This is a genomic window from Ulvibacterium sp. (genome assembly GCF_028285715.1).
Classification (GTDB): domain Bacteria; phylum Bacteroidota; class Bacteroidia; order Flavobacteriales; family Flavobacteriaceae; genus Ulvibacterium.
The window spans coordinates 38,515-58,373 of sequence record NZ_JANQOO010000018.1 but is presented as its reverse complement, the minus strand read 5'-3'; the positions used below and the strand labels follow the sequence as shown (position 1 = coordinate 58,373).

19 protein-coding genes are annotated in these 19,859 nt (G+C 44.2%); 4 read left to right on the top strand and 15 right to left on the bottom strand.

Going from position 1 to position 19,859, the window contains the following annotated elements; translation table 11 throughout:
* Positions 1 to 4: 4 nt before the first annotated feature.
* The 6 genes from Q0993_RS11175 to Q0993_RS11150 form a co-directional block, all read right to left on the bottom strand.
* Positions 5 to 1,357: an alginate export family protein gene (locus Q0993_RS11175; protein WP_299532983.1), complete on the bottom strand. Its 1,353-nt coding sequence runs from the start codon at positions 1,355 to 1,357 to the stop codon at positions 5 to 7.
* The gene (locus Q0993_RS11170) at positions 1,358 to 1,807 is read right to left on the bottom strand and encodes a DMT family transporter (RefSeq protein ID WP_299532980.1); all 450 of its coding nucleotides are present in this window, start codon (positions 1,805 to 1,807) and stop codon (positions 1,358 to 1,360) included.
* Positions 1,808 to 1,880: 73 nt separating this feature from the next.
* Positions 1,881 to 2,405, bottom strand: coding sequence for a YceI family protein (locus tag Q0993_RS11165; protein ID WP_299532978.1), 525 nt, complete (start codon positions 2,403 to 2,405; stop codon positions 1,881 to 1,883).
* A gap of 51 nt (positions 2,406 to 2,456) precedes the next feature.
* Positions 2,457 to 4,292, bottom strand: coding sequence for an amidohydrolase (locus tag Q0993_RS11160; RefSeq protein ID WP_299532975.1), 1,836 nt, complete (start codon positions 4,290 to 4,292; stop codon positions 2,457 to 2,459).
* Positions 4,293 to 4,412: 120 nt separating this feature from the next.
* Positions 4,413 to 5,162, bottom strand: coding sequence for a hydrolase (locus Q0993_RS11155; RefSeq protein WP_299532972.1), 750 nt, complete (start codon positions 5,160 to 5,162; stop codon positions 4,413 to 4,415).
* A 53-nt stretch (positions 5,163 to 5,215) separates the two neighbouring features.
* Positions 5,216 to 5,950 (bottom strand): pirin family protein, encoded by a 735-nt coding sequence (locus Q0993_RS11150; protein WP_299533116.1) that lies wholly within the window; start codon positions 5,948 to 5,950, stop codon positions 5,216 to 5,218.
* Between the two features lie 311 nt (positions 5,951 to 6,261).
* Here Q0993_RS11150 and Q0993_RS11145 point away from each other — a divergent pair, with 311 nt between their 5' ends.
* From Q0993_RS11145 to Q0993_RS11135, 3 genes are all read left to right on the top strand, one after another.
* On the top strand, positions 6,262 to 8,382 hold the full coding sequence (locus Q0993_RS11145; protein ID WP_299532969.1) for a sigma 54-interacting transcriptional regulator: 2,121 nt from the start codon (positions 6,262 to 6,264) through the stop codon (positions 8,380 to 8,382).
* Between the two features lie 148 nt (positions 8,383 to 8,530).
* Positions 8,531 to 9,001 carry a hypothetical protein gene (locus Q0993_RS11140; RefSeq protein ID WP_299532967.1) on the top strand — a complete coding sequence of 157 codons (471 nt, stop codon included), beginning with the start codon at positions 8,531 to 8,533 and terminating at the stop codon, positions 8,999 to 9,001.
* Between the two features lie 10 nt (positions 9,002 to 9,011).
* Positions 9,012 to 9,722 (top strand): GntR family transcriptional regulator, encoded by a 711-nt coding sequence (locus Q0993_RS11135; RefSeq protein WP_299532965.1) that lies wholly within the window; start codon positions 9,012 to 9,014, stop codon positions 9,720 to 9,722.
* 5 nt (positions 9,723 to 9,727) lie between these two features.
* Here the strand turns inward: Q0993_RS11135 and Q0993_RS11130 are convergent, their stop codons facing one another.
* The 9 genes from Q0993_RS11130 to Q0993_RS11090 all read right to left on the bottom strand — a co-directional run bounded on the left by Q0993_RS11130 (position 9,728) and on the right by Q0993_RS11090 (position 19,148).
* Positions 9,728 to 10,690 carry a hypothetical protein gene (locus tag Q0993_RS11130; protein ID WP_299532962.1) on the bottom strand — a complete coding sequence of 321 codons (963 nt, stop codon included), beginning with the start codon at positions 10,688 to 10,690 and terminating at the stop codon, positions 9,728 to 9,730.
* Between the two features lie 4 nt (positions 10,691 to 10,694).
* Positions 10,695 to 12,053, bottom strand: coding sequence for an FAD-dependent oxidoreductase (locus tag Q0993_RS11125; RefSeq protein ID WP_299532959.1), 1,359 nt, complete (start codon positions 12,051 to 12,053; stop codon positions 10,695 to 10,697).
* A gap of 4 nt (positions 12,054 to 12,057) precedes the next feature.
* On the bottom strand, positions 12,058 to 12,843 hold the full coding sequence (locus Q0993_RS11120) for an SIS domain-containing protein (RefSeq protein ID WP_299532956.1): 786 nt from the start codon (positions 12,841 to 12,843) through the stop codon (positions 12,058 to 12,060).
* A gap of 11 nt (positions 12,844 to 12,854) precedes the next feature.
* On the bottom strand, positions 12,855 to 13,766 hold the full coding sequence (locus Q0993_RS11115) for an ROK family protein (RefSeq protein WP_299532953.1): 912 nt from the start codon (positions 13,764 to 13,766) through the stop codon (positions 12,855 to 12,857).
* A 12-nt stretch (positions 13,767 to 13,778) separates the two neighbouring features.
* Complete coding sequence (locus Q0993_RS11110; RefSeq protein ID WP_299532951.1) at positions 13,779 to 14,573, bottom strand: SDR family NAD(P)-dependent oxidoreductase; 795 nt, start codon at positions 14,571 to 14,573, stop codon at positions 13,779 to 13,781.
* Complete coding sequence (locus Q0993_RS11105; protein WP_299532949.1) at positions 14,570 to 15,145, bottom strand: gluconate 2-dehydrogenase subunit 3 family protein; 576 nt, start codon at positions 15,143 to 15,145, stop codon at positions 14,570 to 14,572. The genes Q0993_RS11110 and Q0993_RS11105 overlap by 4 nt, the downstream gene beginning before the upstream one ends.
* A 9-nt stretch (positions 15,146 to 15,154) precedes the next feature.
* Entirely contained in the window at positions 15,155 to 16,852 is a 1,698-nt protein-coding gene (locus Q0993_RS11100; RefSeq protein WP_299532947.1) for a GMC oxidoreductase, read from the bottom strand.
* Positions 16,853 to 16,896: 44 nt separating this feature from the next.
* Complete coding sequence (locus tag Q0993_RS11095) at positions 16,897 to 18,093, bottom strand: Gfo/Idh/MocA family oxidoreductase (RefSeq protein WP_299532946.1); 1,197 nt, start codon at positions 18,091 to 18,093, stop codon at positions 16,897 to 16,899.
* Positions 18,094 to 18,227: 134 nt separating this feature from the next.
* Positions 18,228 to 19,148, bottom strand: a complete 921-nt coding sequence (locus Q0993_RS11090; protein WP_299532944.1) for a sugar phosphate isomerase/epimerase — start codon at positions 19,146 to 19,148, stop codon at positions 18,228 to 18,230.
* Positions 19,149 to 19,297: 149 nt separating this feature from the next.
* On the opposite strand from Q0993_RS11090, the gene Q0993_RS11085 reads away from it, so the two are divergent.
* Complete coding sequence (locus Q0993_RS11085) at positions 19,298 to 19,810, top strand: YfcE family phosphodiesterase (protein WP_299532941.1); 513 nt, start codon at positions 19,298 to 19,300, stop codon at positions 19,808 to 19,810.
* Positions 19,811 to 19,859 lie beyond the last annotated feature (49 nt).

The window sequence follows — 19,859 nt, the reverse complement described above, 5'->3', positions numbered from 1 at the left end:
CATATTAAAATTTGAATTCAGCCGTCAATACCGTATGGAACAACAGATCGTCCAAATTGCTTGCCTTAAGGAAAGCTCCAGGAAAAATTAGATTGGTCTCCAATTCCAGAGCGAAGTTTGCAGTAAACCTAAAACCCGTAATGGTTCCTATTTGATGACCGATAAATCGCTCCTCGTTGACCGAGGGATACTGTAAATTGAGAGCTGGACCATAAACGCCATCTTGTCTTGAAAATCGCCAAAAAGCCACATAATCCAGTTCCATCGAGAATTTTCCGAAATTTCCACTGAGGTACGGATGAATGTCGATAAGATTGGAAGGTCCAAAACGAGCTACCCTACCAAAGTAAGCCCCTCTAGGATATAAGGCATCAAAGGTGTTCAAAGTATCATCATTCGGGTCGTTATCTCCACTGATAACCTCGGTCTTAAGACCGAGATCAAGGTCTAGGTCGAACCATTGAATGGACTTTTCAATATTAAAAGAGGCCGTCCAAGCCCGGATATCCTGATTGCCAAAACCACCCAATTGGTAGACGAACTCATTGTTAAACCGCCAATTTTTCCATTTACCGGCCTGCCTGAACCCAAGGGAAGTCCTGCGGTCGTCTGCAATCCCTAGATTCCAGGTCTTGGCATCTTCCCTTTTATAAAGGACGTAGACATCAAAATTGAAGTCGGCACCCCAGGTCCTTGTAACGTAGAGCCCACCAAACTGTTCCGTAAAAGCTAAAAAATCATTGTCGAATACACCCGGTCGCTGTTGTACGGGTAAACCAAAGAAAGTTTTTACGGCCGTCTTTCCATTATCAAAATCCAAGGAAGCCATATCAAAGGAAAGGCGCACATTGGGGCCTTCCCGTATATCTACCAAACGGCCACTGCCCAGACGTAAATTCTGCCTTCCTACCCTAAGGCTCCATGAGTCGTTCCACTCGTACGTGGCAAAAAATTGATTCATGGATAGCTCATCCCTATCCACAGGCGAAAGGTTCCGCTTACTGGCAATGGTACTAGAGTTCAGTTCGGCGAAGAGCTCCACATGATTCCCAAGTCTTAGATGGGAATGAAGCATAAACCGATTCAGGAACCAGACATCGGTTTGGTCTTCCTCCCTACTGAACTGTTCATTCACAAAGGCCTCTATCTGGAATCGATAGCTTCCACCAAAACTTAAACTCCTATTTTCTCCCAGATCAACCCATTTCATTCCCTCATACAGGTTCTTGTCCTGTTTTTCCTGCCATGTAGACACATCGTCGTTCTGCCGAAGTAAACTAAAATCAAGATTTTCCCGTTGCCCACGGGCGGCAAATTCAACTACTAAAAAAAGTACTATGAAATGCCATTTTTTCATTTAAAACTTCCGTATCAACAACACTCCGGTAATCAAGAACGCAACCCCCAGAAGCCGTTGCCAGTTGATATGTCTTACCGGTAGGCCCAATAACCCATAATGGTCCAATAGCAGTGAAATGGCCATCTGACCGGTGACCACTAGCGAAAAGGTAAGGGCCGTACCTAGCTTTGGTGCAAGAATAATGACCGCTGCAACATAAAAAGCTCCCAAAATCCCGGCGACCCAGACCATTGGGGATACGGTCCTAGCCTGGGATACCGTTCCAAAGTCAAATTTCAAAAGGAACAGGTACACCAATAGTCCCAATGAACCGATCAAAAAGGACGCGAATGCCGCAAAGATGGGTTGGTGCACGGATTTCCCCAATTGTACGTTCAACCCGGCCTGTATGGGTAGCATGGCCCCGGCAGCAACGGCTAAACCAATAAAGAGTATTTGTGTTTTCATATGTTTGGATTTTTAGGGACCAAGTAGTGAAAAAGGCTGTCCGAGTATGCCTTAGACGGCCTTTTTATTTAGATTACTGCCTTATAAATTGTAAGGCCACCACCAATTTCACGGCATCGGCAACCACAACGCTTCCCGCTTCCGTAACGGCACTCCAAGTAAGGCCAAAATCTTTGCGATTAAGCGTAGCATTCATTTCAAATCCTGCTTTGGTCTGCCCATATGGGTCAACCGCTATACCGTTAAAATCGACGTCCAGTTCAATACTTCTGGTAATATTACGAATGGTTAAATCCCCGGTCATTTTTTTACCATCAAATGAAGTGGACTTAAAAGTCATTTCGGGATGTACTTTTGCATTGAAAAAGTCGTCTGACTTTAAATGGTTGTCACGGTCTGCATTTTTTGTATTAATGCTCGCAACGGAAGCCACGAAATCAAAATCCGCATTTGTGAAGTCATCTGATTCGGCGGTAACTGTGGCATTGAAATCCTCAAAGTGACCCGTTACCGTAGAAATCATCATGTGCTTTACCTTAAACCCAATTTCCGAATGGGCGGTATCTAAATTCCATTTTGTTTTTACTGCTGTTTCCATATCTATTTTTGTTTTTAGTTTTTATCAGTTACTATTTTTAGGGCATAGGTCTTAACTCAAATACAATTTTCTAAAGTCACCCGTACGATAGAGCGGCGACCAATCAGGTGCAACTTCAGGTAGCGGTGCCGGTGCATATCGTTCAAAGGAATCGTACGCGTGCACTATGTTCCCACCAACGGCGGTCAGTTTTGCATGTGTGCGTGGGATCAAGGCATCAGGTACTTCCATAACGTCCTGGTTAAGGATGGTAAAATCGGCCAATTGCCCTTCTTTAATGGCTCCTTTTTGCCCTTCATCACCGGTAAACCAAGCAGAACCTGTGGTCCATAATTTTATGGCTTCTTCCCTAGTTAAAATATTGTCTTCACCATACATCTGTCTTCCACCCCTAGATTGACCTGTGGCCAGCCAGTGAATTGAGTACCATGGGTTGTATGAACTAACACGGGTGGCATCAGTTCCACCACCGACCGGTATACCCATTTTCAACATTTTCTTGATTGGTGGCGTTTGGGCCAATTTGGCCGCCCCATATCTTTTGACGAAATCTTCGGCTTGGTAGGCAATTCTATTTTGAATCGCCACGCCCATATTAAGTTTAGCAATGCGCTCCAGAGTCTTTTCCGAAAAGGTCTCACCGTGATCTATAAATGTGCCTTTTGGAAGTTTACCATCTCCGGCAGCGGCTACCTCTTCATAAATATCCAAAAGAATCTCCGCTGATTCGTTGTAGGTGATATGCTGTCTCCAAGGCCAGTTGTTTTCGGCCAAGAGCTTATAAATAGGCAGGGCCACTTCCTTTACGTTGGATTCCAGGTTAGGGCGTTCTTGGGCAAAAATTTCATAATCATAAGCTGCCCAGGCTATGTTCTCGCCACCGCCGATGAATCGGTACATATCATCACCATCTCCCGGTTTTATCATCCCTATCCATTTTTTGTAGTCATCATATTCACGCCCTCCAACTTGTGGAAAAGTGTGAATACCAACCCTAACCGTTGATAAACCTTGCCTGTGAACATCACCTATCACATCATACGCATCAGGATATTGCATGCCACCACCACCGGCATCCGAAATAGAAGTAAGCCCTAATACATTCATTTCATTCATAAAATGACGGGTGCCCAGTATTTGTTGTTCTTTGGATTTCGCCGGTAACTTGGTCAGTGTTTTATACATAATCAAGCCAGAAGGGGCAGCTGTAATGATACCCGTAGCCCTACCATATCTGTCCTTTTCTATCCTTCCTTTGTAGTATAGGTCAATAGGTTCCTTATCATAGTTCAATACCTCTACAGCCTTTCTGTTCAGCATGCCGTAGGCATAGAGGTAAAAGATGTAAACCGGATGGTTAGGGGCTACCTTGTTGATTTCTTCCAAAGTAGGCATTCGTTTTTCCTTGAACTGTTCCCAGGAAAAGCCCCCAACAACCCTTATCCATTGTCCTTTTGGGGTATGCTTTACTTCTTCTGCCAGCATTGCCAAGGCTTCCTCTATAGAAGTCACCCAATCCCATCTCAATTCCAGGCCGTAATGAAGACCTTCGCGAACACCATGGGTATGGGAATCATTTAATCCGGGAATGACCCTATGATTTTTTGCATCAATAACTTTTGTGTTTTTCCCTATCAATTCAGATACCGTGTTGTTGGAACCTACCCGGTAATATCGTCCATCTTTAATGGCAAAAGCCTCCGCAGAAGGTATTTTGGGATCAACTGTTGTTACTTTGGCGTTTCGAACCACTACATCTGCCGACCCTTTGATTTGAGAAAATCCATTCCCAAATAAAGAAGGCATGACCAGTGTAGAGGCTCCAGCAGTGAGGGATCTTTTCAGAAAGTTCCTGCGATCGATATTGTTCTTGTCAAATTTTTCCATGGTGTTTTTTAATAATTGTTATGATCAACGCAATTGTTCGTAAGCAGAGTTCTTGTAGAAAAATTGTAATCTGCCAAATTCCCCGCTACCGATATAGGTATTGCGATAGCGGGATGTGATTTAGTTTTTCTTTTCCGCTTCCTTGGCCCACTTTTGCATGGTCTTGATGTAGTCAATACCAAGACCATAGGCCCCACCATATCTTTTTGCAAGCTCGTTTACTTCAATGTATTGGTCAGAACGTGCCCAATCCCTATAGACTTCCAACATGTATTGCATTGAAGTCATCGGAATTACCCCGGCCTGAATCATTCTTGTCATGGCCATATCATGAGCCTCTTGTGATACGGCCCCAGAGGCGTCGGAGATGACATATACTTCATAACCATCTTCAAGAGCGGACAATGCCGCAAGATTTATACATACTTCTGTCCAAAGGCCCGCCATTACCAGTTTTTTCTTGCCAATAGCTTCTACGGCCTTCACAAAATTCTTGTCTTCCCAAGAGTTCATGGTCGTTCTATCGATGTAGGTCGACTCATCCGGGTAATACTCCCTGATTTCAGGAAATATTGGACCCGAGAATTGTCTTTCGGCTACTGTTGTAATAATTGTGGGTATTTCGAAAAGTTTTGAGGCACCGGCGATCAAACCAGCATTGTTGCGTAATTCTTCAATAGGTTGTGACTCTACGGCGAAAGCCATCTGCCCCTCATGATCAATAAGCAGCAGGGCATGGTTGCCAGGATGTAATACTTGCTCCGCGGCGTTGGCAGGATCGTTAATAGGATTTGGAGCGTACTGCGTCCATTGTCCAAAGGTTAAGGCACTTGCGAATAGTGTCAGCATAGATAAATTAAAAGTTCTCATTTTAGATGTATTAAGTGTCATTTTAGACGGTTATTACTTGATTAAATATTCAATTATTCGATATTCATGGGCACTTCCATCAACAATAGCTCGGCATTGGAATCGGCTGTAATCTCAAGGTTTTCTACATCCCAAAGTCCAAACCCGTCCCTTCGCTCCAATGGTTGACCATTGATGGTTACGTTACCTTCGATGACGAAGGCATAGACCCCATTATTTGAGGCATCGTTCAATGGGTAATTCAATGTTTTTTCTTTTTCCAAAGAAGTCATATTGAACCATGCATTTTGGTGAATCCAAACCCCGGTGTCGTCCGCATTTGGAGAAAGCACCTGTTGTAGCTTGTTCTTCCTATCCTCTAGATTTAAGCTAATCTGATCATAACGGGGTTCAACACCTTTTTCATTGGGCACGACCCATATTTGCAAAAATTTTACTTTCCTATCCGCATTGGCATTATACTCGCTATGCAAAATTCCTGTACCAGCGCTCATGACTTGAATATCACCTTGCTTGATTACAGCGGAAGTACCCATACTGTCTTTGTGCTCCAAGTCACCTTCCAAGGGAATGGAAATGATTTCCATATTGTTGTGCGGGTGGGTACCAAAACCCATTCCTGCCGCGACCACATCGTCATTCAATACCCGTAACACCCCGAAATTCATTCGTTCGGGATTATAATAATTTGCGAAGCTGAAAGAATGATGTGAGTTTAACCAACCGTGATTGGCCTTACCTCTTGTTTCCGCTTTATGCAATACGGTAGTTCTAGTTTTTGTTTCCATGGTTTTTATGTGATTAAATCCTACTTGTTTTGAAATTTCCAGGGAGTGTTGTTTTTCCTTTGGTTCTGCCGATACCACAATTCCTGTGGTAGAGGCCAACCCTCCCAATACTGTGTTTTTTATGAATTCTTTTCGTTTCATTGATTTGATTTATAATCGTTCTTTTAAAAACCATTTCCGTACCAAAACATTAACAGCTTCATTTACAGAGGTTTTCAGGCATCGTGCCAAAAAATGCGTTGCTATTTTTTTAGATTTTTCTGATATATGAGAATTTTTAACCTATTTTTAAGGTGCAAAAACTTTAAAAAATGTCCGATTCCGTGGCTTATGAAATCATCAACCAATGGTTGGTGGAAGAGCTTCCGTACGAAGTGATTTGGTTCAATAAAAAGGGGCAAATAGTATATGCCAATGCCTTGTTTTTTAAACGGTTAGGTTATAGCAGGTCACAAATGGGCAAGCTCAGCATCTTTGATTTAAACCCTACCGTGACCCAAAAAGAATGGGAAAAACATTGGAGAGGTGTCAGAAAAATGAAGGTGGTCAACTTTAAGGATACCCATAAAAGAAAGGATGGAAAACTATACGAAGTTGAAGTTTTTGCACAGTTTTTCTCAAATAATGGAAAAAATCTGATCAGTGCGTTGGTCAATGACATTTCCGATTCCAGTTTTTACAAAAATCTTTTAGGGCATGTGGAGCGAATGACCCAAGTGGGTGGATGGAAGCTGAATCTTCAGGATGGGTCGCTCATTGTAACCACGGAAGCGCTACAACTATTTGGTACCACCGAGAAGGAAAATCTTCTTCCAGGAACTATCATCCATCAATTCAAGGAACCGGAACGGTTAAAAACACTGCTCAAGGAAACCATGCGCCGAGCGAAACCCTACGATGAGATTCTAGAAACCAGGGAGAACCCATCGCGCTTTATCCGATGTCAGGGCCAAGCTATTTTGAAAGGGGAAAAGATTTTTAAGGTTATTGGGGCCTATGAAGATGTGACCGAGCAAAAAGAGCGTGAAAACGCCCTTAAACTATACAAGGAAATCTTGGACAATGCCGAGGATCTGGTATACGTGTACAACAGGGAGGGCAAGCTGTTACATTTCAGTAATTCCGTTGCCAAGCATCTGGGTTTTAGTCCAAAGGAACTGGAACGTTTTTTCATTTTTGATTTGGATTCATCCATCACCAAGGAGTGGTGGGGAGAGCATATGGATGATATTGCCAAGAACAAAGTACTACGTTTTGAATGGTTGGTCACCCGAAAGGATGGCACAAAGTTCCAGGCCGATATCACGGCCAACCACATTTGTTATCAGGGGGAGGATTTGAATTGTGCCATCGTCAGGGACATCACGGAACGAAAGAAGAAGGAGGAACAGCTTTTCCAGGCCTTTGGGGAGATTAAGTCGCTACAACAGCAATTGGAACAAGAAAACGAGTACTTACAGACCGAGATAAAACGAAACATCAATTTTGATGATATCATATGTACCAGTGAGAGCTATGCAAAAGTATTGAAGGAAGTGGAGAAAGTGGCCCCAACAGATACCTCGGTATTGATTACTGGAGAGTCCGGTACAGGAAAGGAGTTATTGGCCAATGGAATCCATCAAAACAGCAAACGCAACGAACGCCCCCTAATTAAGGTGAATGTGGCCACCTTGCCTAACGAGCTTATCGAAAGTGAGCTCTTCGGCCATAAAAAAGGGGCATTTACCGGGGCCACTTCGGACAAGGTTGGAAAATTTAGGTTGGCTGATGGTGGTACCATGTTTTTGGATGAAATCGGTGAAATGCCCTTAGAACTGCAACCTAAGTTGTTAAGGGTACTTCAAGAAGGGGAGTTCGACCCTTTGGGAAGTACAAAAACGGAAAAAGCCGACGTTCGTGTTATCGCCGCTACGAATAGGGACTTGGAAGAGATGGTCAAAAATGGAAAATTTAGGGAAGATTTATACTACAGGCTCAATGTCTTTCCCATCTACAATATCCCACTACGAGATCGCAAAGAGGATATTCCCCTGCTGGCCCAGTATTTCTTGGAAAAATATGCAACCAAAGCGGGAAAGGCATTTCGTAAAATATCCAAAAAAACCTTGGAGGCGCTCATGCGATATTCCTTTCCCGGCAATATTCGCGAGTTGGAAAACTTAATAGAAAGGGCCGTAATCCTGGGAGAAGGAACCACTCTTTTTCCCGGAAATTGGCTTCCAAATGGAAAGCCAAAAATTCAGGAAGACCCTGCTTTGAAAACCTTTGAGGAAGTTCAGCGTGACCATATTATAAAAGTGCTACAACATACCAAGGGCCGTGTGAGTGGTCCTCAGGGGGCGGCCGTAATTTTAGATATGAAGGACAAAACACTTTTCGCCAAGATGAAACGTCTTGGGATTAAAAAAGAGACCGTTTACACGTCCTAGGTAATCGGATTTTAGGGATATTTACATACCCAACAAATGACCTTTATACATATTTTTCTAGCATGAATTCCTTATATCCTATAGGCCAACCTTTAGAAGGTTTCCTCGAAATAAACCGTAAGCTCAAAAAGGACCGAATCTTTTGAAAATGGACACATCTATAAACCTTGCTGCGATAATTGGACCAATAGTAATGGCAATCGCCATATCCGAATATTTAAATTTCAAAATTTGGAGAAATGTCCACCCCACCGTAGTATATCTTAATGGGCTGGTACTATTGATAGGCGGACTGATCGTCATTCGAATGCACAATTATTGGACTTTGGACTGGACACTTGCAATTACAATTTTCGGTTGGTTGTTTATACTGCTCGGACTCGCCAGAATGTTTTTCCCTACCCAAAAACAACTTGAAAAATCCTTGTTCTCCAACCTGGTCTTGCTACTGCTGTTTTTGGCAGGGACGTTCCTATCATTCAAGGCGTATCTTTCCTGGAAAATGCCAATAGGAATTGTAAGCAACCTTCGACCAAAACAATTCAAACAAGATACGATTACAGATTTACAGGATTGGCCGAAGTTTGTAATATGCCGTATATTGCCCTGCAAAGCGTGAAACGTTACGGTTGAAGAAAACGAAAAAATACCAACGGATTCAGGAATATATAAAGAAGCGGATACAAACGGGCAAACACCCCGTTGGAAGTTATCTGCCTTCCGAACACAGTTTTTGTCACCAGTTCAATACGACCCGGACCACGGTACGGAAGGCACTTGATGAACTGATGAAGGAAGGTTTTATTGAAAAGGAACACGGGAAGGGCAGTAAAGTCCTGGAACGGCGAAAATCCTTGGGATTATTAACGGTAAAAGGGTTTTCCGGCGCTATCGATTATGAGGTGAAAACAATACTCACCAAGGAGCCCAAAGTAACGGATTGGGACCCATCCATAGCATTTTCCTTAACAAAGGAGGAACAAAAATCCAAGTGCGTCTATTTCCAGCGGGTACGTCACATTAACGATAAACCTGTAGTCTTGGAGAATAATTGGTATTCCCTCAACGCCTTGGGAATCATTACGCCCAACAAATTTGTGGAAGGTTCCTTTTTTAAGACACTGAGTCAAGAATATCTCATCGAAATAATGGGTGCGGAACAGGAATTGCGATCAATACCCGCCACAAAGGATATCGCACATAATCTAGGAATCTCCAAAGGGAATTCCATTTTGCATATTTCAGTTCGATTTAGAACTAGCAGGGCAGGCCTTAACCTTTATGGAGATTTGTATTGTAACACTAAGGAATATCCTATTCGAAACAGTTACTTCCTATAATTGCCCTAGGAGGGAATAAAAAATGCGTACAACATCTTTGGGTTTTCAAAAAATATTTTTTGAAAGTATTCCTCCAATCCCCTGGACCTGAGAAAATCAGGAATGGTTTCTATAAGGTAGTTTAACCCAGGTTGGCCACCATAACTTTTCCAATAGGCGTTTTTGGCCATATCCATGCCCATGGTAATCTGCTCAGGATAATCTGGCAGCAATTTTTCCAAAAGATTGTGGGTATAATTGGGTTGTCCTTTTTTCCATCGAAAAGCACTGTCGTATTCAACTCGAACACCCACGTCCAGGACGGCCCTGTTATAGTCAACATTAATGGCGCGGTCTACATGAGATAATACAACGTGTTGTAACTTTGCTCCTAGCTTTTCAAAAAGTAGGGCTTGCTCCAATGCCTGCTTACCAAAATTGGTGTGTGTCAATATCGGGGCACCGGTCTCCAGATGTGCATTGACCACGGCCCTAAAAATCAGCTCCTGGTGTTTTGAAAAGGGATCATCCCCGGTGGCCAGTTTAATGAGTCCCGCTTTATGAGGTGTTCTTTTGACCAAGGGACCGGAATAGTCGAACTGATCAATGCCCTCCTCAATATCCGCAATAAAGAGCCGGGTCAACTCGTCTTCAGTACTGTTATAGCGCCAATGATTCCCTGGATAATAAATTTCCAAGTGAAGGCCTGTGGGCACAATGATATTTACTCCACTATTTTTGCTCACCTGTACCGATTTTAAGACATTTCGGCCGCTATTGGCTGGCATGGTATCCACCACGGTTCTGCCCCCGGAATTGTAAAAACCAGCAAGTTCGTTGGAAATTCTAGGAACATCGTTCAGCAAAAACTCCGGATGTTTAGCGGTAACATAGCAATCCTCAATCACAATATGCTCGTGGGCGTAGGTAAGCCCCATTTCCGAAACGGGCCTATCACCTAACACGGTTCTAAAAAAATCCTGCTTCATAATTCTAATTTTTGGCCCATCCATTGCGGGAAATATCCGCAATCTTACTGGGTGTTTCCAAAACTGCTCCCAGTTCAATTAGGGAATCCTGTAGTATCGGGATTTCTACATGTTTCGGTTCTTGATCGAAGCTCAAAGAAAGTACCGCCGCAACCCCGGCAGCCTGTCCCATGCTCATAGTCTGCGCCATGGAACGACAGGAGGCATGGGCATCGTGGGTAGCGGAAAAGCATCGACCCACTACCCAGGTATTTGTACTTTCCTTTGGGACAATGGTACCATACGGAACACCGTAGGTTCCTCCATCGGGAACATATTGCCAAAAGGTCTCCGACGTGCCATCATCGGACTTACGATGGTCCTCTATAGGCGCACCACAAAGAAAAATCTGGTCGTCAAACATTTTTGCGGACATACAATCCGCCTTGGTTAATCGATACTCCCCATAGACTCGCCGGGTTTCCCGAACACCAATTTGATGGGAAAGTCCTATTATTTTGGCATTTTCATACCCTGGAACCTCGGCCCTAAAGAAATCCTCAAAAATAAAGGCTTGTTTGCGCCCCTCGATTTCGGCCTTGGTAATACCCTCCACATCCAAGGGATTAAGGTCAACTACCTTTACGGCTACTGTAGATATACATTTCGGTTGGCACATTTCATGGGCGGAACCTTCCTTTCGGGGAAGAGGATATACACCTTTTTCATAAGCAGCCGCCATTTTTTCCTTAAGCATTTTTTTACCCCCGGCCGCTTCATAAACCTCATGTTCCACATTTGACATGCGAAAGGTAGTCGTCATGCTTTGTGCAGGCTCCTTTTCTCCGGCAAGCTCATAAGGAATATCGGCCCAATGGCAGTAATCTGCATCACCGGATGCATCTATAACGCGCTTTGCACTTATGGAAAAAAAGCCCATTCCCTTATGAAAAAAGACACAGGTAGACGTTTCCCCAACACTTTCCACGCCTACCAAGGTGGTATGATAAAAGACATCCACACCATTTTTTACCAACATATTGTCCCAAACCTGTTTCAGTTTTTCGGGATTGTAATTAACCCCTGTCCCAGCTCCATACGTATTAGGTCTTAGAAATATATTTCCGGAGGCATTTAAGATATCGACAATTTTGTCCGGTATACCTCCTACAATTTTTTTTGGATTATCCGAGGGGGTAAAAAAACCGTAGAACGTATCGAGCATTTGCGTGGAGGTACCCCCGGGAAACCCGTAGCGTTCCACAAGGGTTACTTTGTACCTTCCTTGGGAAGCGGCGATTGCCGCCGTCGATCCAGCGCTTCCACTACCGATTATAAGAATATCCGTTGTATAGTTTTTAGCGATTTTTGAGGTAAAGTGCATAGGATTAGTTTTGAGGCCCTATATTTTCATACAATTTTGCCATTAAATGGGAATGCTCGTCATAGGCCGCTTCGAAGAGTTCCTTTGCCCGTTTCTCCCCAATGACTTTTCCGCTACTCAAGACCTTGGGTGTTTTTCCATTTTTATGGAGAATATTGGCTATTTCCGCCTTAATCGAGTTTATGATCAAAACCCCTCCCAAAGTGGAACCTGGTGCTACGGGGGAGTCGAGCCCGTCCAGATAAATCATGGCATCACCTAGAGGAGCACCCGTATCGAGAACATAATCGGCAAAATCGGTCAACTTTTTTCCATCCGCTTTTTTAGAGGTACTACCCTCCAAGTGAAGGGTACTCACCAAAGCTACCACCTTGATATTTCGTTTTTGGAATTCCTCTGCCATTTCTATGGGAACCACGTTACAACCGCTAGAGGAGATAATGAGTGCCGTGTCCATTGGACTTGTATCGAAGTTTCGAAGGATTCGCGCCGCAAGTCCCGGAACATTTTCAAGGAACATGGCCTGTCGTTGTCCATTGGCACCGACCACCAGATTATGAAAGGAGAGGGATAATTCTACTATTGGATTAAAACCAGGGAAAGACCCATAACGTGGCCACATCTCCTCGACCATTATACGACTATGGCCTGATCCGAACAAGTGTACCATTCTGCCATCTAAAATGGACTTGGCGAACAACTGTGCCACTTCTTTAATTATAGACTCTTGTTTTTCTATCATGGAAATAATGTCCCTTCCTTTTTCCAAATACTGTTTTGTAACGCTCATTTATCTCTTAATTAGCTGTTGTTGTTCCTGGCAAAAAAGGCCGCACCAATGGCACCGGCAAAACTACCGTGCCGCGCTGCCTCCAATTTTATTGTATGTCCTTTGGGCCGCCATTCGAAGCGGGCCATGAAATCCCTTAGGGGTTCCATTAGCGCATCCTTGGCACCTGCGGTAATACCGCCTCCCAAAACGATAAGTTCCGGGGAAAGTATGTTGGTCAAGGAAGCCAATGCCACCGCCAATTTTTGAACGGATTCCAACCACCATCTTATGGCATTTTCTTCCCCGGTTCTATAGGCATCCACCAATTCACGAACACTTTTGTATTGTCCCTGGGTCCGCTCGGAAACCGAAAAGTTGCCGATGGCATGTTCCAAACTACCCGGCATATTCGTCATAGTAGGAACACCATCGTAGTCCACGGTCATATGACCTACATGGCCCGCACGTTGTAGGTTTCCCTGATACAATTTCCCATTGATGACAATGCCTCCACCAACTCCTGTACCCAAGGTCAGCATCAGCATGTGTTGCACTTCCTGCTCCTTGTAAAAGGACTCATATTCGGCCAGGCAGGCCGCATGTCCATCATTGATGATTTTGATATCTTGCTGTAATTCTTCGGACCAATTGAAATTCTCTATGCCCTGTAGGCGTTCGGGCATGTGGAGAATCATCTGATTTTTTTTGTCGACCAAACCGGGAGCAGAGATGGCGCAGTGTAGTACTCTTTCACCCCTTCCGCCATATTTGCGGGTCTTTTCAGTAATTTGGGCAAATATTTTTTTCTTCCAAAGTTCCACGTCCGTTGAACCATCCTCGGTCAAAACCTCATTTTGCTCCAAAATTTTACCCTGCTCATTAAGTACAACAGTCTTAATTTTTGTCCCTCCGATATCGATACCCAAATAGTGCCTTGTCATTTTTTCAAAGACTTAAGTATACTGTCCCTCACTAAGTGTCCAACCGCCATCGACGGACAAGACTTGTCCAGTAATGAATTTGGAATCCGGGTGTAAAAACATGAGTACGGCAGTACCGATATCCTCGGATACCCCTGCACGTCCTCCATCCAATGGTTGTTTCGTTTTTAGAAATTGTAATATCTCCTTGTCCTCCGCGGCCCGTTTTGCCATGGGCGTAATAAATAGGCTCGGAGCAATGACGTTAATGCGAATGTTATGCCGGGCATAGTAGGCTGCAATAGATTTTGAAAAACCGATAGTAGCCGATTTAGCCGCGGCATAGGCATGGGTAACAAAGTACTTTGGAGACGGGGAAAAACCCAATACAGATCCCATGTTCAAGATAACACCTTCCTTTTTCTGATCAAGAAAATACTGGATCATTGCCCGGTTGGAAAGCATCAAGGAAGTTAGATTTAGTTCCAAGGTCTTGTTCCAACCATCCAAGGTCATTTCGTCCAAAGGGCCATCGCCCCATTTGCGGCCACTCCCCCCTGCTACGTGAAATAAACCGGTAATGCTTCCAAAAGCCCTGTGGGCCATTTGAATGGCTTTTTTTATGGTTTTGGGGTCCGAAGCATCTCCACTCAAGGAAAGACTGCCTTGCCCCAGGGCTTTTTCCGCCTTTTTACAATTATCGGGATTTCTCCCGACAACGAGAACGACAGCCCCACTGTCTTTTAACGCTTTGGCCGCCGCAAGACCCATTCCTGTGGTGCCTCCCATTATGATATACGAGGTGCTCTTAAAGTTCATAACGCTCATGTTGCCCAAGGTTTATCATCCTGATCATATGGCATACAGGCTTCAAATTTTCCCGGAATTGGGAGATAATTTCTAGCCTGGGTCATTCCAATTTCCGAGGAAAAGTATCCCGAAATCGTCAAACCCTTTAAAAGGTCAAAATAATGGGGCAATGCCTTTTCCTCCTTTTCCATTTTAAGACGATACGCTGTTGCCTCGGTCTGCACAACTTCCAATAATTGAAGTTTTTGGGAGGAATCGGCCTGAATAAAAGAGCTTGAAAAAGTCTTTGCTGCCCTCGAATCCAATTCATTGATTCCGTTTAGAAAGATATTTTGCTCCTCCTTCGGCATGCAATCCGAATACATAAGCAGTATATATTCTCCAATCTTTGCCGCTTTGGCGCCAGGAGAAGAAGTGGTATCCGGAATAATGGTATTCCCCAATTCATCCAGAAGTGGAATATCGGTATCGGATAGGACTGTTCTTCGGGTCGGTTGATATTCACATCCCTGTAGTAAGCTTGTAGCCGGAAGCAAAAGGGTACTTCCGCTTCCTAGGGCCAACCGATTGATAAACGTTTTTCGTAGCATTGGTATAGCTTAGATATTCATTTTCTTTAATTCACCAACGGCAAAATCCGTAGCTCGGGCCGTTAGCGCCATATAGGTCAACGATGGATTTTGGCAGGCGCTCGAGGTCATACAGGCACCATCCGTCACAAAAACGTTTTTGGCACCCCAAACCTGATTATTACCATTAAGTACGGAGGTCTTCGGGTCACGCCCCATTCGGGCAGTTCCCATTTCGTGAATGTTCAGACCTATATTTCGAACCTGCTTCTTATCCTCTATATTCTTAAAGTTCATGGCATCCAACATTTCCATAGCCGTATTGACCATGTCCTTGGTCATAGCACCCTCGTTCTCCTTGTATTCTGCATCAATGTTCAATAAAGGCATACCCCATTCATCGGTCTTGTCCTTACTTAAGGTTACTTTGTTTTCGTGATAAGGAAGACATTCGCCCATACCACTAAAACCAAACTTCCAAGGTCCCAAATGTGTCAAATCGGTCTTTAAGGGTTCCCCAATGACCGTTTTGCTCAGCTCGGTCTGGGCTGACCTTGAACCTCCGGCAGCATAGGCATAGCCACGTTTGAAATCTTTCTGTTTGTCCCTACCAAAATTTCTAAACCGGGCCAGATAGGTTCCGGTCGGCCGTCTTCCGGAGTAGTACTTATCCTTGAAACCATTATACTCTCCTTGGACTTTACAGTTGTAATTGTGGTCCATTAAGTTGTGGCCCAATTCACCACAATCATTGCCCATACCGTTTGGAAAACGGGAAGAAGTGGAATTCATGAGCAAAAGAGTAGAATTTAGGGTAGAACCGTTTACAAAGAGGATTTTGGCAAAATATTCTATGCTTTCCTTGGTATTGCCATCTACGATGCGTACACCACTAGCCTTCCCGGAAGCTTCGTCGTAAATTATGGATTGTGCTACGGAAAAAGGTCGGATGGTAAGGTTTCCTGTTTTCTCCGCGGCTGGAAGCGTGGAGGAATTGCTACTAAAATACCCCCCAAAAGGGCAACCACGATTACATAAGCTGCGGTATTGGCAAGGGCCGCGACCCTCATGCCTTGTAGTAAGGTTGGCAGTTCTGGAAATCACTAGGTGGCGATCATCGTAATGTTTTGCCAATTGCTCCTTTACATGTTTTTCAAGACAGTTCATTTCCATGGGTGGTAGAAATTCACCATCTGGAATGACCGAAAGCCCATCCCTGTTCCCACTAATGCCCACAAACCTTTCTACATAGCTGTACCAGGGAGCGATGTCCTTGTACCGTATGGGCCAATCGACCGCAATACCTTCCTTGGCATTGGCCTCAAAATCAAGATCACTCCAGCGTTGTGTCCATCGTGCCCAAAGTAAGGACTTACCGCCCACCTGATAGCCGCGTATCCAATCAAAGGGTTTGGACTGTTCGTAGGGATGTTCGGTGTCCTTTACGAAAAAATGCTCTGTACCTTCATTGAAAGCATAGCAACGACTCACCACCGGGTTTTCCTCCTTGATTTTTTGTGGAAGGGTCCCGCGATGTTTGAACTCCCATGGATGCTTGCTGGCCGTAACATAATCCTCTATATGCCTTACCATTCGGCCACGTTCCAGAACCAGCGTTTTCAATCCCTTTTCGCATAATTCCTTAGCGGCCCAACCTCCGCTTATACCGGAACCTATGACAATGGCGTCGTAGGTATTGTTGGCAGTTGCCTTTCCGTTGATGTACATGTTAAGATGTTAGATTTGAGACGTTAGTCACAAGATTGTATATATTAGGATAGAGTAACTTTTCTAGAAACCTTTCCTGTTTTTTTGTGTTTTAATATTATGGTGACATCCCCATTAGGCAAAATTTCCTGCTTGATCAGATAATGGTCATCGTCATAGGATTCCCAGTCTTCTTGATGGTCTTCAGGTTCATCTCCCCGCCAGTCCTCTAGAATTACGGGTTCCCAGGTCTTGCTTTCCGCCGATTTAAAGGCCGCATCCAAGATAGCGTTGACCACGTAGCCATCGTAAAAGGTTTCCAAGGGGTCCCGATTTTCCTCAATGGCCGTGAACATATCCGTAAACATGTGCGGATATCCCAATTCATGGGCCTCGTCACCGACCGGAAACAACCAGCCCGTGTTCGATTCCGCTTTTTCCGCCACGTAACCATCCCCACCTTTTCCGGTAGTGAACATTTCAAAACCTGTTCGCAAAAAACTATTGACCCATATAGTACCTTCGGTACCCATGACCTCATCCCTTAGGTCCATTCCGCCCCTGAACGTCCAACTCACCTCGAACTGTCCAATGGCTCCGTTGGCATACTTCACCAGACCAATGGCGTGGTCCTCGGCATCTATAGGGTGTACCTGCGTATCCGCCCAGCACATAACCTCAATGGGTTTTATATTCTTCCCTATAAAGTTCCGGCTTATTTCCACACAGTGGCAACCGAGATCGATAATGGCCCCACCTCCCGATTTTTCCTTGTCCCAGAACCAATCGCTGTGGGGACCGGGATGGGCTTCCCGGGATTTTGTCCAAAGTACGCGACCAATATCCCCACGGTTAATACTCTCCATCGATTTCAAGAATTTTGGGGTATAACAAAGATCTTCGAGATAACCCCCGAAAATTCCTGCCTCTTCCACTGCATCAAGCATTCGTTTGGCCTCTTGGGCATTGCGTCCGAGCGGCTTCGTACAAATAACATGTTTTTTAGCCTTGGCACAGGCCAGTACGGCGGTTTCATGCAAGTGATTGGGCAAGGAAATCAAGACTACATCCACTTCCGGGTGCAAAATAGCCTCTTCCATGGAGGTGCTATAAAAGGGTAGCCCATAGTCCTTGGCAAAACGTTCGGCATTGGCCTCGTTTCTTGAATAGACCATGACTACATGATCTTTGCGTCTTTGTGCATGTAGCGATTCCGCATAAAAACGGGCGATAAAGCCCGAACCCAGCATGGCGATTTTCATGATTGTAGTATTGTTTAGGTTTACTAATTCATTGGAAGGGACCTTAAAGATAATTATTACGATATTACTCTATCTTGGCGCGATTACCCAATTTCAAAAATTAGTACGCTTGAAAATAGAACTTTGTTATTACTTTACCAATCAAAAGTATTTTCCACAAATTCCCGGCTCATTTTCCAATCCTCCCTTAACTCGTTTTTTGGCACAAAATCATTGGGAAATGCCAATTCTATTGCGGCTTTTCCCATAAAACTCTGGGCTTTAAGGGCGGCCGCTATGGGTACAAAATCCGTATCACCTTGACCCACATATTCCGACCAAGTGCCATCTTTGTACTGATCCCGAATATGGAGGTATACAATTTGCGACCCGTAGGTATTGATAAAATCTACCGGATCTACACCTCCTCTTATCAGCCAATTGAGATCCGGACCCAGCACAAAATCGGGAATCCTGTCCAAGGTTCCCTTTAAATCGTGAAGGTCGTTTTCCACCTCATACGTATGATTGTGCAAATTGGCCTCTATACCATTGTCTTCACATACGGACCTAACTTTTTTTAAAAGTGCTGCTTGCGCATCGAGTTCGGCCTCTGTTTTAAGACCATCTTTCTTGGCCCCCACGGATATACCAAATGTTTTGCCGCCGACCTGGGCCAATCGTGGAACCACAGTCTCAATGTCTTTCATGATAGCTTTATGACGTGTAATATCCCACATCCGAATACCCACCCCATAGGAAGATCCTGAAACAGGTAGCTTATATTTTTCTATGAGTGCGCTTAAGCGTTGCACGGAATCGTCATGACGCAACTGACCCTCCATAATTTCCACACCTGCCATACCCGCATAGCTCAAATCAGAAAAAACGGTATCCAAAACAGGGGTGCAATCCCAATTCGGAGGAAATTTACTGGCATAAATCCAGAGATGGGCGCTAATGGGAATTTTGTTTTGGACCGTATATTGTTTGAATGAACCTAGTAGACTACTTGGCGATAATAACAGGCCCGCGGAGCCCAAACTTGATTTTTGAACAAAACTTCTTCTATTCATTTTTTCCATGTTGAGAAAAGGTAGATTGACGCGAATTAATTTGGGACTGGCTAAAGATAGCCAAAGCAACTTGTACGTACAAGTTTTTATGGTTTAATATTGTTAAATTCGCAAAGGGTTTTAATCCCAAAAGCTTAATCTTCCTTACCATGAAAATTGCCATCCTTTCAGACATTCATGATCATACAGACAATCTTCAGAAGGCCCTTGCCGAACCTGAGTTGCAAACTACGGAAACCCTGTTATGCTGTGGAGATCTCTGTTCACCTTTTATTATTAAACTGCTTGGACGGGCCTATTCACAACCCATCCATATTGTACTGGGCAACAATGATGGCGATGTCGCCTCCTTGATCGGTGTATCAAAGGAGTACCCAAATATTACCATACACGGGGAATACTTTCGGGGAGAATTGGGCGGGAAATCCTTCGCCATGAACCACTATCCGGAAAAAGCTAGAATATTGGCCGAGCATGGGGCGTTCGACGTGGTGTGCTACGGACATAACCACAACTTGGTAGCCCACGAAACCCTCAACGACACGCTTTTTATCAATCCAGGGACGCTTATGGGATTCCATGGCGGTAATTTAAAGACCATTCCGGCCACCTTTCTTATACTTGATTCAAAAACATTGGAAACAAAGGTGTATCGTATTTAGAGGAAAGCGTCCCCAAGGTCATCTTGCATTGAAATTGACAATGACCGTA